Annotated in this window: 18 protein-coding genes and 1 pseudogene; 8 read left to right on the top strand and 11 right to left on the bottom strand. The window is 62.6% G+C overall.

The features are described 5' to 3' along the window. Window positions 1-64: 64 nt before the first annotated feature. Complete coding sequence (locus tag NJT13_RS16160) at window positions 65-409, bottom strand: DUF5789 family protein (RefSeq protein WP_254522662.1); 345 nt, start codon at window positions 407-409, stop codon at window positions 65-67. A gap of 154 nt (window positions 410-563) precedes the next feature. Here NJT13_RS16160 and NJT13_RS16155 point away from each other — a divergent pair, with 154 nt between their 5' ends. Continuing rightward, window positions 564-1,301 carry a creatininase family protein gene (locus tag NJT13_RS16155; protein ID WP_254522661.1) on the top strand — a complete coding sequence of 246 codons (738 nt, stop codon included), beginning with the start codon at window positions 564-566 and terminating at the stop codon, window positions 1,299-1,301. Between the two features lie 72 nt (window positions 1,302-1,373). Here NJT13_RS16155 and NJT13_RS16150 read toward each other — a convergent pair whose 3' ends face one another. Together NJT13_RS16150 and NJT13_RS16145 are read right to left on the bottom strand one after the other, a co-directional pair. After that, window positions 1,374-1,865 carry a DUF5790 family protein gene (locus NJT13_RS16150; protein WP_254522660.1) on the bottom strand — a complete coding sequence of 164 codons (492 nt, stop codon included), beginning with the start codon at window positions 1,863-1,865 and terminating at the stop codon, window positions 1,374-1,376. A gap of 207 nt (window positions 1,866-2,072) precedes the next feature. Next, window positions 2,073-2,438 (bottom strand): dihydroneopterin aldolase family protein, encoded by a 366-nt coding sequence (locus NJT13_RS16145; protein WP_254522659.1) that lies wholly within the window; start codon window positions 2,436-2,438, stop codon window positions 2,073-2,075. Between the two features lie 252 nt (window positions 2,439-2,690). On the opposite strand from NJT13_RS16145, the gene azf reads away from it, so the two are divergent. Then, window positions 2,691-3,434 carry an NAD-dependent glucose-6-phosphate dehydrogenase Azf gene (azf, locus tag NJT13_RS16140; RefSeq protein WP_254522658.1) on the top strand — a complete coding sequence of 248 codons (744 nt, stop codon included), beginning with the start codon at window positions 2,691-2,693 and terminating at the stop codon, window positions 3,432-3,434. A gap of 113 nt (window positions 3,435-3,547) precedes the next feature. Continuing rightward, on the top strand, window positions 3,548-4,519 hold the full coding sequence (locus tag NJT13_RS16135) for an aldo/keto reductase (protein WP_254522657.1): 972 nt from the start codon (window positions 3,548-3,550) through the stop codon (window positions 4,517-4,519). 63 nt (window positions 4,520-4,582) lie between these two features. Here NJT13_RS16135 and NJT13_RS16130 read toward each other — a convergent pair whose 3' ends face one another. From NJT13_RS16130 to NJT13_RS16115, 4 genes are all read right to left on the bottom strand, one after another. Next, window positions 4,583-5,455, bottom strand: a complete 873-nt coding sequence (locus NJT13_RS16130) for an LLM class F420-dependent oxidoreductase (protein ID WP_254522656.1) — start codon at window positions 5,453-5,455, stop codon at window positions 4,583-4,585. 76 nt (window positions 5,456-5,531) lie between these two features. After that, the gene (locus NJT13_RS16125) at window positions 5,532-6,146 is read right to left on the bottom strand and encodes a DUF309 domain-containing protein (RefSeq protein ID WP_254522655.1); all 615 of its coding nucleotides are present in this window, start codon (window positions 6,144-6,146) and stop codon (window positions 5,532-5,534) included. 74 nt (window positions 6,147-6,220) lie between these two features. Beyond that, window positions 6,221-7,318 carry an aminopeptidase gene (locus NJT13_RS16120; protein ID WP_254522654.1) on the bottom strand — a complete coding sequence of 366 codons (1,098 nt, stop codon included), beginning with the start codon at window positions 7,316-7,318 and terminating at the stop codon, window positions 6,221-6,223. 90 nt (window positions 7,319-7,408) lie between these two features. Then, window positions 7,409-8,134 (bottom strand): queuosine precursor transporter, encoded by a 726-nt coding sequence (locus NJT13_RS16115; RefSeq protein ID WP_254522653.1) that lies wholly within the window; start codon window positions 8,132-8,134, stop codon window positions 7,409-7,411. A gap of 494 nt (window positions 8,135-8,628) precedes the next feature. On the opposite strand from NJT13_RS16115, the gene NJT13_RS16110 reads away from it, so the two are divergent. The 3 genes from NJT13_RS16110 (at window position 8,629) to NJT13_RS16100 (ending at window position 10,912) form a co-directional block, all read left to right on the top strand. Continuing rightward, window positions 8,629-8,823 carry a cold-shock protein gene (locus tag NJT13_RS16110; RefSeq protein ID WP_006087767.1) on the top strand — a complete coding sequence of 65 codons (195 nt, stop codon included), beginning with the start codon at window positions 8,629-8,631 and terminating at the stop codon, window positions 8,821-8,823. Window positions 8,824-9,221: 398 nt separating this feature from the next. Next, window positions 9,222-9,494: a PadR family transcriptional regulator gene (locus tag NJT13_RS16105; RefSeq protein ID WP_254522652.1), complete on the top strand. Its 273-nt coding sequence runs from the start codon at window positions 9,222-9,224 to the stop codon at window positions 9,492-9,494. A gap of 515 nt (window positions 9,495-10,009) precedes the next feature. Further along, the gene (locus NJT13_RS16100; protein ID WP_254522651.1) at window positions 10,010-10,912 is read left to right on the top strand and encodes a hypothetical protein; all 903 of its coding nucleotides are present in this window, start codon (window positions 10,010-10,012) and stop codon (window positions 10,910-10,912) included. 462 nt (window positions 10,913-11,374) lie between these two features. On the opposite strand, the gene NJT13_RS16095 is transcribed toward NJT13_RS16100, so the two are convergent. From NJT13_RS16095 to NJT13_RS16085, 3 genes and pseudogenes are all read right to left on the bottom strand, one after another. Continuing rightward, the gene (locus NJT13_RS16095) at window positions 11,375-12,220 is read right to left on the bottom strand and encodes an endonuclease/exonuclease/phosphatase family protein (RefSeq protein WP_254522650.1); all 846 of its coding nucleotides are present in this window, start codon (window positions 12,218-12,220) and stop codon (window positions 11,375-11,377) included. Then, the gene (locus tag NJT13_RS23540; protein ID WP_425499817.1) at window positions 12,220-12,561 is read right to left on the bottom strand and encodes a DUF429 domain-containing protein; all 342 of its coding nucleotides are present in this window, start codon (window positions 12,559-12,561) and stop codon (window positions 12,220-12,222) included. The genes NJT13_RS16095 and NJT13_RS23540 overlap by 1 nt, the downstream gene beginning before the upstream one ends. Beyond that, window positions 12,494-13,030, bottom strand: a pseudogene (locus tag NJT13_RS16085) (DUF429 domain-containing protein); the annotation flags it as partial. The gene NJT13_RS23540 and the pseudogene NJT13_RS16085, both read right to left, overlap by 68 nt. Before the next feature lie 114 nt (window positions 13,031-13,144). Between NJT13_RS16085 and NJT13_RS16080 the strand changes: the two are divergent. Further along, window positions 13,145-13,312, top strand: a complete 168-nt coding sequence (locus tag NJT13_RS16080) for a hypothetical protein (protein WP_254522649.1) — start codon at window positions 13,145-13,147, stop codon at window positions 13,310-13,312. Between the two features lie 35 nt (window positions 13,313-13,347). Here NJT13_RS16080 and NJT13_RS16075 read toward each other — a convergent pair whose 3' ends face one another. Then, the gene (locus NJT13_RS16075; protein ID WP_254522648.1) at window positions 13,348-13,734 is read right to left on the bottom strand and encodes a site-specific integrase; all 387 of its coding nucleotides are present in this window, start codon (window positions 13,732-13,734) and stop codon (window positions 13,348-13,350) included. A 15-nt stretch (window positions 13,735-13,749) separates the two neighbouring features. Here NJT13_RS16075 and NJT13_RS16070 point away from each other — a divergent pair, with 15 nt between their 5' ends. Next, complete coding sequence (locus NJT13_RS16070) at window positions 13,750-14,118, top strand: DUF7961 domain-containing protein (protein WP_254522647.1); 369 nt, start codon at window positions 13,750-13,752, stop codon at window positions 14,116-14,118. Window positions 14,119-14,136 lie beyond the last annotated feature (18 nt).

The raw sequence follows: 14,136 nt of genomic DNA, 5'->3' as shown, positions 1-14,136 counted from the left end.
GGAGCCGTTCGACCGCAGGCGAATCAGCCACGAACGAGTACCCCAACCGGACTCGTCGCGCGACTCAAAACGACTCCTGTTCCCGCTGGTCGTCCTGTTCCGGTGCGCCTTCGTCCTGTCTTTCCTCGCCGGCCGCGGGCGGCGTGCGGTCGCTGTAGTTCTTCCGTCCGATCGCCTCGTCGCCGACCATCGTCATGACCGCCCCTTCCACCTCGCCGTAGTCCCGGTACTCGTCCTCACCCAGCGGTCCGATGAGGTCCTCGAGCGTGGTCGTATCACCGTTCATTTCGATCTCCTCGCCGCCGTACTCGTCGAGCAGTTCGTTGTGGCCGATCGGATACGTCTCGTTCTCGAGCGTTTCCTGCAGGTCGCCGAGTTCGACGCCGAGTTCGCGGTTCTCGTCCGGCATACTCGATGATTCGTGACGGCGCGGAAACGGGTTCTCCCTGCGTTCGCCACGGGGGCGGGTTCCGAGGTCCGCGAACCGGTCGTCTCGGCCCCGATGCCATCGTTCGGCCGTCGCTACCGAGGGTTTCATGCCCGCACGGCGGGCATAGTCGCGCATGGATCTCTCCGACGCGACGTGGACGGACGTGCGGGACCTCGAGACGGACCTCGCGGTCGTACCCGTCGGGAGCACGGAACAGCACGGCCCTCACGCGCCACTCGGAACGGACGTCCTGACCGCGGAAGCGGTGGCCGACGCCGGAGTCGAACGCGTCGACCGGGCGGTCGTTCGAGCGCCCGCGATCCCGGTGGGGATCGCCGAGGAACACCGTCAGTTCGCCGGAACGATGTGGGTCTCCGACGACACCTTCCGCGACTACGTCGGTGAGGTCGTCTCGAGTCTCGCTCACCACGGCTTCGACCGCGTGATCGTCGTCAACGGGCACGGCGGCAACGTCGACGCGCTGCGAGAAGTCGGCGGCCGACTCACCAGGGACGGCGACGCGTACGTCGTGCCGTTCACCTGGTTCGAGTGCGTCGGCGAACACACCGCCGAGATGGGACACGGTGGGCCCCTCGAGACGGCGCTTCTGCGCCACCTCGAGCCTGAATCGGTCCGAGAGGATCGAATCGACGAGGCGCGTGCGGGTGCGGCCGAGCGCTGGGGCGACTGGACGAGTGGCGCCAACCTGTCTTACGACTCGGCGGAGTTCACGGAAAACGGAGTCGTCGGGGATCCGAGCGAGGGCGACGCCGAGCGCGGTGCCGAACTGCTCGAGTTAGCCGCGGATTCGCTGGCTCGACTCCTCGAGGCGGTCGCCCAGCGAGATGTTTCGCGGCCCGAGCACCGATAATCGGACGAGGCGACGGTACGGGTTCGAGACGGGGACGCTCTCACTGCGATCGGTCCGAGAGCGCGACTCCCGTTACGCCTCGGCCTCGTCTTCGCCCGCAGCGTCAGCCTTGTCGGTGTCTTCGGTCTCGTCTTCGCCCGCAGCGTCAGCCTCGTCGGTGTCTTCGGTCTCGGGGCCCGCATCCTCGAGCGTCCCGCGAAGCGCCGGAATCGTCGACGTGAGTTCACCGACCTGTTCGCCCGCGGCCGAGATATCGGCGATGGCGTCCTCGAGGTCGCCGATCTCCTCCTCGAGGTCGTCGGCGTCGTCGAAGGCATCGGCTCGCTGGCCCATGGTGAACCACTTCTTCGCGTCGCGGAGGTGATCCTCGGCGTCGCCGGCGTTCAGCGCGGAATTGAGGCCGTTGAGGACGCCCAGTACGTTGTCGGCGTCGGTCTCCCAGACGTCGTCGGCGTCGGGCAGCGCCGCCCAGGCGTCCGCGAGCGAGGATTCGACGTCCTCGCGCATTTCGCTGGCCGCTTCCCCGAACAGTTCGTCGTCGTCGCCGAACGTGGCTTGGCTCATGCCCTCGTCTTTGCGGCCACCGAGGTTAAAAGATAGCCCGAAAGTGAAAGTAAAATCCGTCCGGAGCGCACCGATATCGGTCGAACAGCGACGAGATTTCGAAAGGGAGGTCCTGGGGTGTCGAGGATTCGGTCGGCCCGGGCGATGCCGGACTCGACCCGACGCACGTCCCGGCCGAATCGCGACGCCGTCCGCCCTGAAGCGACGCTACTCTCGTCCTCGAACCGACTCGAGTCGCATCAGCGGATACCCGTCGTCCATTTCCATGCGGGTGCGGACCTCACAGCCCTCGTACTCGACGACGATTTCGACCTCGAGAAAGCGGCCTGTCAGTTCGGTGTAGTCGGCACTCGAGTCGTCGATGGCGGACTCGAGTGCGTCGATTCGGATCTCGACGACGACGTCCGTACAGTGGGGCTGATTTTCGATCGATTCTTCCATCGCGGTCGCGAGGCTCGAGGCGCTGTCGAGCGAGATCGGTGTCCCTGCGAACTGGTGGTAGAGCGAGCCGAACTTGATGCCGGCTTCGAAGCAGGCGGCTTCGGCGTCGGTGGGCGACGCGTCGGTGGACATGTGCGAGTACTCGCAGGCGGGGTGCAAGGGAATTTCGATGCGAACGGCCGCTCGAAGTGGGTGGCTGCTCGGTTGCCGCGGCAGTCGCCCCCGATTTCCGTGCGCCGACGACGCGCTTCTCGGACCGGCGACCGCCCCGTTCGCCGGCTGGTGGGTCCCACGACCGTCCGTTCTGCATCCGAGGCCCCACGACCGTCCGTTCTGCATCCGAATCGCATGGTTCTTATCGCCGCTTTCCCTCACATCGAACGAATGGCACAGTCAGTCCTGCTTACTGGGGCTGCGGGGCGGGTCGGAGAGGCTATCCTCGGCGGCCTCGCGGACGATCACGAGTGGCGCTTGCTGGATCGCGATCCGCCGACGGACGACCAACCGGGCGAGTTCGTCGTCGCAGACATCACGGACGAAGAGGCAGTTCGCGACGCGATGGACGGCATCGACGTCGTGATTCATCTCGCGGGCGATCCGCGACCGGAAGCGCCGTGGGACAGCGTCCTGACGAACAACATCGACGGCGCGCAGACGGTCTTCGAAGCCGCCGTCGACGCCGGGGTCGAGAAAGTCGCGTTCGCATCGTCGAACCACGCCGTCGGCGCCTACGAGACCGACGACCGCACGCCGGAACTGTACCGCACGCACGACGACTACTGTCTCGACGGGACCGAGCTCCCCCGGCCGAGCAACCTCTACGGCGTCTCGAAGGCGGCCGGCGAAACGCTGGGACGGTACTACCACGACGAGTACGGGATTTCTGTCGTCTGCGTTCGTATCGGAAACCTGACCGAAGGTCACCCGCCGATCGACTACGAGCGCGGACAGGCGATGTGGCTCTCGTATCGCGACTGCGCGCACCTCTTCGACCGCTGTATCCGCGCCGACTACGGCTACGAGATCGTCTACGGAATCTCCGATAATGACCGGAAGTACTACTCGATAGAGCGCGCTCGCGAGGTCCTCGACTACGAGCCGCGAGACAACTCCGCCCACCACGACTGAGCCGACCACGTGGCGGGTCGCGACTGGACGAAACGCGAGCCACGTCGATCGAAAGCCGGCAATCGACCAGGACGAGCCGCGATCTTTTGTCTATCGACCGGTCATCTATCCGCATGGAGTACACTACCCTCGGATCGACGGGGATGACGGTCAGTCGCATCTGTCTCGGCTGCATGAGTTTCGGCACCGGCCGAGACTGGATGCTCGATCCCGACGAGAGTCAGGATCTCATCGATCGCGCCATCGACCTCGGAATCAACTTCTTCGACACCGCAAACGTCTACTCCACGGGCGAATCCGAGGAAATCCTGGGCGAGGCACTCGAGGGCTACGATCGCGACGCGCAGGTGGTCGCGACGAAGGTCTTCGCCGAAATGGACCCGGAGAACCCGAACGCGAGCGGCCTCTCGCGCAAGGCGATCGAGCAGGAACTCGCGGCCAGCCTCGATCGGTTGGGTGTGGACACGATCGATCTCTACCAGACGCACCGCTGGGATTACGACACGCCGATCGAAGAAACACTGCGAGCCCTGGACGACGCAGTTCGACGCGGACAGGTGCGGTACATCGGAACGTCGTCGATGTGGGCCCACCAGTTCGCCGCCGCCTTGCAGACGAGCGACTCGCTGGGACTCGATCGGTTCGCGACGATGCAGAACCACTACAACGTCCTCTATCGGGAGGAAGAACGCGAGATGCTTCCGCTGTGCGACAGGGAGGATATCGGCGTGATTCCGTGGTCGCCGCTCGCTCGCGGCGTCGCAACCCGGCCGCACGAAGAACTCGAGTCCACCACGCGCGGCCGGACCGACAAGTACCTCGAGCAGATGTCCTACCTCCAGGGCGGTGGCCGAGAAATAAACGAGCGAATCCAGGAACTCGCCGACGACAAGGGCGTTTCGATGGCCCAGATTTCGCTCGCCTGGCTGCTTCACAAAGACTGGGTCGACGCACCCATCGTCGGAACGACCTCCGTCGAGCACCTCGAAGACGCCGTCGAGGCCCTCGAAATCGACCTCACCGGGTCGGAGATGGACTATCTCGAGGATCCCTACGAGCCGCTTCCGGTCACAGGTCACGATTAGAAGGAGGACCGCGGTTGGAAGGGGGAGACAGACCAATGCGGACGCGGAACTGGTTCCGTCCCGCTACAATAGACCAGCGTCTCGAAGCACCTCGGCGACTCGCTCGAGGTGAGCCGTGTGTTCCTCGCCCTCGAGGCCCTGGTACATCGTCGTGATCGAGAGGTAATCGGCGCCGAGGTCGTGCCAGTCCTGCGCACGATCGATCCATTCGTCTTCCTCGTCCGGGACGGCGTACATCCGACCACCGAGGCCGATCTCGTCGGGATCACGACCGGCGTCCTCGGCGTATTCGGCGAGGTCGGCGAGGTGAGCCTCGGCCTCGTCGCCCGGTTGAAACTGCGGGAGCCAGCCATCGGCGAGTCGGGCGATTCGTCGCTTGACCGGTTCGGACATCCCGCCCATCCAGATCGGAATCGGTCGCTGGACCGGGAGCGGTCGGATGCCGGCGTCCGGTATCTCGTGAAATTCGCCCTCGAAATCGACGAGTTCGTCGGTCCAGAGCCGCCGGAGGACGTCGACCTGTTCTTCGATGCGCCGCCCGCGCCGGGAGAAGTCCTCCCCCAGCGCGACGTATTCGGGTTCGTTCCAACCGACGCCGACGCCCATACGGAACCGTCCGTCGGCAAAGCGGTCCAGTTGGGCAGCCTGTTTGGCCACCAGCGCGGTCTGGCGCTGGGGGAGGACCAGGATGCCGGTCATAAACGCCAGTTCGTCCGTCTGCCCCGCCAGATACGAGAAGGTGGAAAGCGGCTCGTGAAACGTGCTCTCGTAATCGTACGGACCGTCCCACCCCTCGCGGTCGGGATTCACACCGAGGACGTGATCGTACGCGACGAGGTGTTCGTAGCCGGATTCTTCGACCCGGATCGCGTACTCGGCTATCGTCCGCGGATCGTGCCCGATCTCGAGTTGCGGGAGCACCGTGCCAATTTCCATACCCTCGCGTTCGGACGGGTCGAACTTGAAGCTCCGGTCGAACGCGAAGCGATCGCGCCCGTGTGCCGGGCCACCGTCAGAACAGTCCGTCTACGTCCTCCTCCCGAGCCCGCCGCCTCCCGACGTGTTCCGCGAGTCGCTGTGCGACGATACCGCGGTGCTCGTCGTCGCGAACAAAATCGAACAGGAGCGTGATGAATCGACTGTCGTCCGCTCCGTCCTCGAGGTCCTGGCGCGCGTACGTCCGCGCCCGTTCGACCGGTTCCTCGTCGAAGCCGAACTCCGTTGCGAGGACGACAGCCGCGATCGCCGTCGGCTCGAACCCGAGATCGGACCGCGTCGGTGTGGATCCCTCGTGCTCGAGTCGCAACGGGGGCCGGCGCTCGACCACCTCGGGATCGGTTGCCAGCCGTGTCAGCGACGATCGAACGGGATCGAGCCGGAGATCGCGATAGTCGGCGGGCAGAGCCGCGAGATACTCCCCCGCGCTTTCGGCCAGTCCGACCGCCCCATCCCAGTTGCGTTCGCGCGCGTGATAGACCGCCGCGGTGTACTGAATAAGGCCGTGGAGCAGTCGTTCGTCGTCGCTGCCGGACTCGAGTTCGAGCCAGCGGTCCTCCCAGGCGTCGTGTGCGGCGTGATAGTGGCCGTCGTTGAAGATCGCGACGCCCGCTCTGAGCCGGTCGCGCATACCGGTAGTTAGGGCTCCAGACCCGAGAACGTAACGAAACCCGTGACCGCCAGTGATTCCCTCGAGGCGCAGTTCTATTCCGCGAATCCGTCCTCGAATCGGAACACTCCGTTTCGCTGGACCACCCGTCCGTCGATCTCGAGACGAGAGTCCTCGCTTACGTCGGTTATCAGATCGACGTGGACGGCCGATTCGGTGCCGGTTTCGCCGTCGGGAAGACAGGAATCGTAGGCTCGGCCGAGCGCCAGATGGACCGTATCGCCCATCTTCTCGTCGAAGAGTATATTGTCCGTGTAGCGATCGATACCGCGGTTCATTCCGATCCCGAGTTCGCCCAGTCGGCGCGCGCCCGCGTCGGTTTCGAGGACGTCCTCGATGACGCCCGCGCCCTGTTCGGCATCGAACGCGACCACTTCGCCCGCGTCGAACTCGAGGCGGACGTTCCGGACCGCTTCGCCGCGGATGGTCATGGGCACGTCGAACGTCACCTCGCCGTCCGTGGCGTGGGGCGCGGTAAAAACCTCCCCGCTCGGCAGGTTGTGCGAGTCGTAGGCGACCGAGGCGGCGCTGTTGACCGCCGAACGGTCGGCGATCCGCATCGTGATATCGGTCCCGCTCGAGACGAGTCGCACCTCGTCACCGTCGTCGAGCAACGCTTTGACCCGAGCCATCTCCTCGGCGAGTGACTCCCAGTCCCGCAAGATCGCGTCGTACGCGAACGTCTGGTACTCCTCGTAGGCCATGTTCGCCTGCTGGGCGAGCGACCGCGTCGGGTGGACCGTCGACACCCAGCGAGTTCCCAGCCGGCTCTCGCGAATTTCGGTCCTGGCACTATCGTAGGTCTGGCGCCTGTCTCCGGGCACGTCGGCCGTCGCGCTCGTGTTTCGACCGCCGCCGAGCGAGAGGTACACGTCGGCGTTCTCGACCAGAGCCAACTCGTGGGCCGGGTTCTCGTCGAAGTCGCCGTCGTGGGCCCGAACGTACGCCCGCGTGATCTCGCCCGATTCGTACGTCGCCAGCAGGTTCGCACCGCGTTCGCCGAGTTTCTCGGCCACCGCGACCGCCAGTTCGTGGGCGCCCGGCCCCACGGAACAGACGACGTTGTCGCCTTCCTCGACGCGAGCGCTCCAGTCGACCAGCACCGCGGCGTGTTCGCGTACGCGTTCGTCCATACCCGTCCCTCTCGAGCGGGCTACTAAACGCTCTCCGTTCGGTACACGAGTCGGCTGTCGAACGGTACCATCGGAGATCGAGGTGCAGACTTAGACGGGGTGGGCGTCGTCGGCGGCGAGTCCTTCGCGCGAGCGAACCAGCGAGACGATGGCGTACACGATGGGCGTGTCGAGGACGGCGATTCCGAGTTTCAGCAGGTACTGACCCACGATAAGCGAGAGGATGACCTCCGTCGGAAGGACGACCCCGACACCGAGAACGGCGGGTGCGACGGCGAACGCGACTCCGACGAAAATGATGGTGTCGATCGCCTGACTGCTCGCCGTGGACGCGATATTTCGGAGCCAGAGCATCTCGGGACCAGTGGACGCTCGAATGCGGTGAAAGACGATCACGTCCCAGTTTTGACTGACGACGTACGCGAGCAGGCTCCCGACGACGACGTTCGTCGACGCGCCGAGGGCCGTCGCGAAGGCGTCCGGATCGACGCTCGAGTCGGCCGCCGGTGCGGCGATCGTCGACCAGACGAGTGCGAGGACGAGAAAGTTCAACACGAACCCGACGTTGACGACGATCTGCGCGGCGCGACGGCCGTATAGCTCGGTATAGCAATCACTCGCGAGAAAGGTGAGTGCGTACGCGAGCGCCGCGCCGGGGAGTGCAAGTTGCGATCCGGAAATCGGGACGGCGAACGGCAGTTCGAACGCGAGCACTTTCGACGCGGTCAACTGTGCAGTCACCAACGCGGTCACGAAGAGCCCGATCAACGCGACCTGCGCGATGGTGGGCCCGGCGCGAGCCTGTCCCTCTGTCATGGCACAGCGTATCCATCGGACGTACCTAAACGGTGCTATTCGTGGCCGATTCGAGTGTGCACGGCACACGCGCCGAGTATGCGCGTGCGAGGGCACGAGCCCGCGTCGAGTGTGCGCGTGCGATGACGAACGACCGTCGACCGTCGACCGTCGCGTCAGCAGTTCGCTCGAGTCGCTCCGCCGTCGGGACCGGCCCTTCTGGACGAACGGTCGGTTAGACTGGTGTCAAATGCGGCGGGATCGACCCGCTCCCGGCGGTTCCGGTCACAGCCGACCGACCGCCCACCGGACTCGAGGCGCAAACAGCGTGGTCTCGTGTGGGTCACGAGCGAGAACTCGTCTCGGAAACGTCTCGGCTAAATAGGAAAAATCGAATCTGTCGTTTCTACTGGTTTCGGCCGCCATTCATTCGACTCATCGCCCCAGTTATTTTGTTTCGACACTCGAAGCATAGCATAACTGTTATACGTATCGGTCGTCTCTCTCGAAACGCAATGGCGAAAGGAAACGTTGATTTCTTCAACGACACAGGCGGCTACGGTTTCATTTCGACGGACGACGCGGACGATGACGTATTCTTCCACATGGAAGACGTTGGCGGTCCGGACCTCGAAGAAGGCACAGACATCGAATTCGATATCGAACAGGCCCCCAAGGGCCCCCGCGCCACCAACGTCACCCGCCTGTAACACGGCTTTTCACGTTCGGTAACGGGTTTCACATTCGACTATCATTCTTCCAGACACAACGGCCGACCAGCGACTGCCAGCGACGGCCAGCGTCACCAGTTGACACCGTGATACCGTCAGTCCACACCGCCGACGTCCGCTACCCGTCGACGCGGATTCCTCGTCTCGAACCAGTGGCGACCGTCAGCTGTTCGGGTCAGCGAAACGGTAGTATCAGATTTCCACCGGTAGTACGAACGAATCGGGGCTCGCGTCGCCGACTGTAGTCACTGATTACCAGGCGAAACGAGAGACAGTGGCAGACTTGACTCAGTTAGTGGCGCTGAACGTATGAGAAACGGTTGATACGAAATCGATAACAAATAGTCGTGTTCCCGTTCGTCCACCGGAATACAACAATGGACGATCTGACAGGGTTTCAACGAGACCTTCTGTACGTGATCGCAGGGGCCGATCAGCCGTCCGGCCAGGACGTCAAAGACGAAGTCGAGACGTATTATAACAGCGAGATCAATCACGGACGATTGTATCCGAATCTCGATACGCTCGTCAACAAGGAGCTCGTCGAAAAAGGCCAACTCGACCGGCGAACGAATTATTACGAGATCAGCGACCACGGCCGCCAGGCGATCGAAGAACGTCGAGAGTGGGAACAGCAATACCTCGAGTGATTCGAGTCAGTCCTGTCCCGTAGCGGCCGCGCCGCCGAGCGTCGTGGTCCTGCAGAGACGCGGCTGATAGCACCTTGCCGGATCCAGAGACTTGTGGGAACCATTCCGAGTAGCGTCCAGGTCCCAGATCCGGGGCGAGCGGTCACAGCGAATCGGCCCCAGCACTCGCATTTGGGCATCGGTCTCATCCGCCACTCTCACCACGGTCCGACGGCCGTTCCGGGCTCGGACCTTCGAGCAACGGCAGACGGCGCCGTTGCGACTCGCCCGGCGTTGCAACGCGCCGTGCGAATCGTCTCGCGGTCGTCACAGCGATCACATCGTCTTCGTTCCTGTTCAGTTCGTCGCCAGACCGAGTTCGACGCGAATACCGGACTCGATACTGGATTCTCCCTGGAGTCCCCCGGCTCATCGAGCAAGCTCGGGCGAAATCCGCCATACCATCCCGGTTGCAGAGGGGCGAATAGTTTTATCCGACGTGTAGTAATACGATATAAACCGATACCTGAACTGGCATGTCTGATCGACAGCGACGATCGGTACTGGCAAGTGGTGCGACGCTCCTGACTGGTGGACTGTTCGTTTCCGGTGGTGCGGTGGGGACAGCCGAGACGAACGAACAGCGCCCAGCCGAGACGACGGAATCGGACCTCGAACTCGAGGTTGATGTAACCGAGACACGACACATCAGCCCGAGTGCAGACAGGTTCGAGTTCGACGTCTGTGTGCGGAATACCGGGGACGAGCCCGTCTCGGTCCCGATTACGCTCGAAATGGCTCATATCGACGAAGAAGTCGACGTGTTCGAAATCGACCCCAACGACAGTGAGAGCGATAATATAGGCCACGTCCATCCGACGAGTCTAGGCCCCGGTGAATACGACTGGACGATTACCGCCGGCGAGGCGACCGAAACGGGGACGGTGCTGGTGACGGCCGACGACGACTACGAGGACAGAGACGGAGGCTTCTACCTTTCACTTTTCGATCATCCCGAGGGACAGGAAATCGTCAAGACCACGTCTGGATGCGGAGACGAACCGACGTTTGCGTTCACCATAGACGTCGCGAGCTATCACTACGAGTCCGTCGAGGAGGAGTTGGTCTACGAGGTCGAGGGCGAAGCGGGCGTGGTCGACGACGAAACGGGATCGTGGGGAACGATCGAGTTCGAGCCTCGCGGCTTCACGGGAACGTACCACATCTTCAGCCTCCCCGTCGGGGAGTACGAGTGGACGGCATCTATCGGTGATGATTCCATAAGCCGCCGACTTCGGGTCGTTCCCGGAGACGCGAAGGACTGCTGCGAACCGGTGGAAGAGCAACCGGCGGAGGAAGACGAAGCGAAGGAACAAGAACCGGCGGAAGACGGAGCGGAGGAACAGGAATCAGAAAAAGAAGAACTGGAGGGGTGCTAATACGACTCGGAGACGACGGTGGTGGCCAAATTCCGGGACACCCTCTCGCATACAGGCCAAAGAGTTGTCGTCGGGGCAAAAACGACTGACGTCCCGGTAGGATCTTCAGCCGGTCTCCCATTTCTTCAGTCGGTCGGACGCCAAGCGCATTGCGGACGGAGAATCGGTCTCGAAAGTGTCTGTCGAGGTTCGACACCCACCTGATCACTTAAAGGCCGGGTATAGCCCACTCTTTAGTAAGGGTATAATTATAGTCGTGTCCCGTCTTCGATTCCGATGTTGGCATATTCGGCATAGTCAACAAGATTGGGGCTCCGTCGACGGGCGCGCCGTGACGCGCCCGTTCGATCGAGTTTTTGCGGTCGGATCACCCGTCGCGAGCGTGGGCTGTCCCTCCGACACCGCTTGCGAGTCTCGAACGGGAGCGACTAAGCTGATTCTGGACCGACGCGTCGATCGAGCTCAGGCCTCGAGTTCGGCGATGATCGGCGCGTGATCGCTACAATCGACCGACTCGTAATAGCACCGGCTCGGACGGAGCGACGACGAAGCGAAGATGTGGTCGAACCGTTTCGATTTCCAGCTCGTATCCCTTACACCGATCTCTCCGTATCCGTGCACGTATCGAAACGCGTCCACCATGTCCACGCGCCCGAGTCCTTTCAGGACGTTGAGTTCGGCACTCACCCACCTGTCTTGAACGGCGGCGTCTTTGTCGTAACCGAACGGAATCGCTTGGCCGTCCGGAAGTTCGCGACGAGGCGAATTGAAATCGCCGGCGAGCAGCTGCGTCTCGGATCCCGCTTCCACGAGCCGTTCGTACACAGTTTCGAAGATTTTGATCTTCTCGTCTCCCCAGCTCCGACCGGGCACGGCTCTGACGTTCCAACACTCGATTTCGATATCGGAAGTCTCCACTTCGGTCACCAGAATTTTCTCCGGAAAGTTAGTGTCGAACTTGCTTCGGTCGGTTCTCTCGAGATCGGGTCTGATCAGCTGTTCATTCCTCCGCAGATCCCAGTCTTCGGCAACGGCGGTGATGTGTCCGTTGTCGTGTCCGATATCGCCGTGCGGCGGAACCGTCGATTCCGCGAGTTCCGCGGCCCACTCGCAACTGTGTTCGATCGAAGCTAGACCGAGTTCTTCCAAACCGTCCTGCCACACCTCAAGCCACTTCATATCCGTGCCGTATCGAACCTCCTGCAGGAACAGAACGTCGACATCGTGCTCCCGTATTACCGCGAGCTGATCCTCTATTCTCCCTTCTCGGTTCGAGGACTTGTTCACGTTCCAGGACAGTACTCGCATCACCTACTCACCTCCAACGGGGACTCTGCTCTGTAGACCATCTGCATGGGTAGCCGTCGCTGATCTTTTGGCGGGTGTTCGGGAATCGTCCGTCGCTCATCCTCGTTCGCGCAAGCTGTGATCGCCAGCGCCATCGCGTCGAGTACGTCGTCCGCCTCGACGTCCGCTACGCCTATCTCGTCTTCGTGTTCCGCGAGTTTCGCGGCTAATCTTTCGGAACGTCTCGCCCGGTTCGTCCACGACGTTCTCGAGGGCGGAAAGCCGCTCTCCGAATCCGACGGCGCTCGTTTTGGGGTACTCGAGCTCTCCGCCGTTGAACGCGACGAAGCACACCTCGGGATGTGCTTCTTCCACTCGCTCGCGCCGGAGGTTCCGTTCGTCCTCGGCGGGGTCAAGGAACGCGTCGACCTCGGCAATCCCGGGCGCGATGTGATAGGCCTGGATCGAGAGCCCCTTCTCGACGATGTCCCTGTTCTTCGCCGAAACGGTTTCGTGTGATTTCCCGTCTCTTGCCAACTCGGCAGCCTGCCGGGTCGGCGGAGTGAAGACGCTCGACGATCTCGAACCGAGCACATTTCTCGCGAAATCGTCGCATTCTCGCCCCCGCTCCGCGATTTCGTCGTCGTTCTCGTCGCAGAGCCCGATTGGCACGTCGACGAGGACCCGGTCGGGTTTCGGTTCGAACGACTCCCAAAGTTCCTCGAAATCACTGACCAGAGTTACGCACTCGTACTCTTCGTCCCGGTATTCTACGGCGATCCAGTTGCCGGACGCCCAGTCAACACCGACGGTGTGTTTCGATTCGCCCATCCGATCTCACCTCCCGATTCGAAGTCGGCCGTCTTAACGTTCCGTGGCGAGACCACGAGCGTGTTGGGTCGGGTATTCGGACCCGAAACTGCGACGGAACCCGAGGCGCCCAGGATGTGGGATCTCGCGAAACGGTTGGCGCCCTCGGGCCGGTGCGACGACTTCCTTCACGCGCTCATCGACTTCGGCACGGCGGTCTGCACCGCGTCGAGCCCGAACTGCGAGTCGTGTCCGTTCGAAGAAACGTGCAAGTACGCGGACGGGCCGCCGGCAGACGAGTGAGAAACGCCGATCGCGTACCGGAGTAACGTAGTCGATCAGCGGTCATTCAGGCGGTCGTCCAAAATCTCGTCGAGTACCTCCCGACGCTGGCGCATCTTGTCCTCCTCGGACCGAACGTCGTAGTGTCGATCGATTACCTTCGGCGAGACGTTACACCGGTCGCTGACGACGTCGACGGGCACACCAGCCTGCAGCAGGTGCGTTGTGTACCCGCGACGAATTGGGTGGGGCGTCACGCTCGACGGACAGTTCGACGCGTGACCCACGTCTATCGCCTCACACTCATCCGGATCGCGGTCGTGCGGGCACTCTCGATCGATGACGTACGGCCTAGACCGCTTGTAGACGTAGCGCCGTATCGTCGCGGTCGCTACGCGCCCCCGGCTGGTCGCGAGTAGCGGCTCCCGACCGTACTCGTCCATCACGTCCAGCCGTTGGTGTTCGCGGTAGTCGTCGACGACCGCGCAGACCTCGGAGGAGATGGTGATTTAGCGATCCTGGCTTCGTGCTGCCACGATACGGTCATCAAACTCTGGACGTACAAGCACGAGAACCTCGATTTCGCGGCGAATCCATACGCGCCGGGCGATCGGATAATCAAGACCAGCCACAGCGATCCGAATACGGCCGTGGTGGTCGAGAGTGGAAACGGTGGAGATAGAGCTGCGGTCACCGTCGCATTCTTAGGTGACTTCGAGGAAGAAGGGGTTTGGCCCGGGAAGTTGGCGGAACACTGTGAAGAAAACGGGATTAAGTGCTACACATATGAGCATTCAGAACTCGAATTCGTCGAGCAGTCTAGCTAAGTGGTAATCGACGGAGGA

It is taken from the genome of Natrinema caseinilyticum, assembly GCF_024227435.1.
Lineage (GTDB): Archaea > Halobacteriota > Halobacteria > Halobacteriales > Natrialbaceae > Natrinema > Natrinema caseinilyticum.
The sequence above is the reverse complement of the archived record's forward strand: the minus strand, read 5'-3'. Positions and strand labels throughout refer to the sequence as shown.

What these genes read in the sequence shown, in the direction of transcription:
- NJT13_RS16105 (WP_254522652.1), top strand. Translation starts at nt 9,222, where the DNA reads ATGGACGATCTGACAGGGTTTCAACGAGACCTTCTGTACGTGATCGCA.
- NJT13_RS16145 (WP_254522659.1), bottom strand. Translation starts at nt 2,438, where the DNA reads ATGTCCACCGACGCGTCGCCCACCGACGCCGAAGCCGCCTGCTTCGAA.
- NJT13_RS16115 (WP_254522653.1), bottom strand. Translation starts at nt 8,134, where the DNA reads ATGACAGAGGGACAGGCTCGCGCCGGGCCCACCATCGCGCAGGTCGCG.
- NJT13_RS16100 (WP_254522651.1), top strand. Translation starts at nt 10,010, where the DNA reads ATGTCTGATCGACAGCGACGATCGGTACTGGCAAGTGGTGCGACGCTC.
- azf (WP_254522658.1), top strand. Translation starts at nt 2,691, where the DNA reads ATGGCACAGTCAGTCCTGCTTACTGGGGCTGCGGGGCGGGTCGGAGAG.
- NJT13_RS16155 (WP_254522661.1), top strand. Translation starts at nt 564, where the DNA reads ATGGATCTCTCCGACGCGACGTGGACGGACGTGCGGGACCTCGAGACG.
- NJT13_RS16150 (WP_254522660.1), bottom strand. Translation starts at nt 1,865, where the DNA reads ATGAGCCAAGCCACGTTCGGCGACGACGACGAACTGTTCGGGGAAGCG.
- NJT13_RS16130 (WP_254522656.1), bottom strand. Translation starts at nt 5,455, where the DNA reads ATGGAAATTGGCACGGTGCTCCCGCAACTCGAGATCGGGCACGATCCG.
- NJT13_RS16095 (WP_254522650.1), bottom strand. Translation starts at nt 12,220, where the DNA reads ATGCGAGTACTGTCCTGGAACGTGAACAAGTCCTCGAACCGAGAAGGG.
- NJT13_RS16160 (WP_254522662.1), bottom strand. Translation starts at nt 409, where the DNA reads ATGCCGGACGAGAACCGCGAACTCGGCGTCGAACTCGGCGACCTGCAG.
- NJT13_RS16075 (WP_254522648.1), bottom strand. Translation starts at nt 13,734, where the DNA reads ATGGACGAGTACGGTCGGGAGCCGCTACTCGCGACCAGCCGGGGGCGC.
- NJT13_RS16080 (WP_254522649.1), top strand. Translation starts at nt 13,145, where the DNA reads ATGTGGGATCTCGCGAAACGGTTGGCGCCCTCGGGCCGGTGCGACGAC.
- NJT13_RS16120 (WP_254522654.1), bottom strand. Translation starts at nt 7,318, where the DNA reads ATGGACGAACGCGTACGCGAACACGCCGCGGTGCTGGTCGACTGGAGC.
- NJT13_RS16125 (WP_254522655.1), bottom strand. Translation starts at nt 6,146, where the DNA reads ATGCGCGACCGGCTCAGAGCGGGCGTCGCGATCTTCAACGACGGCCAC.
- NJT13_RS16110 (WP_006087767.1), top strand. Translation starts at nt 8,629, where the DNA reads ATGGCGAAAGGAAACGTTGATTTCTTCAACGACACAGGCGGCTACGGT.
- NJT13_RS16135 (WP_254522657.1), top strand. Translation starts at nt 3,548, where the DNA reads ATGGAGTACACTACCCTCGGATCGACGGGGATGACGGTCAGTCGCATC.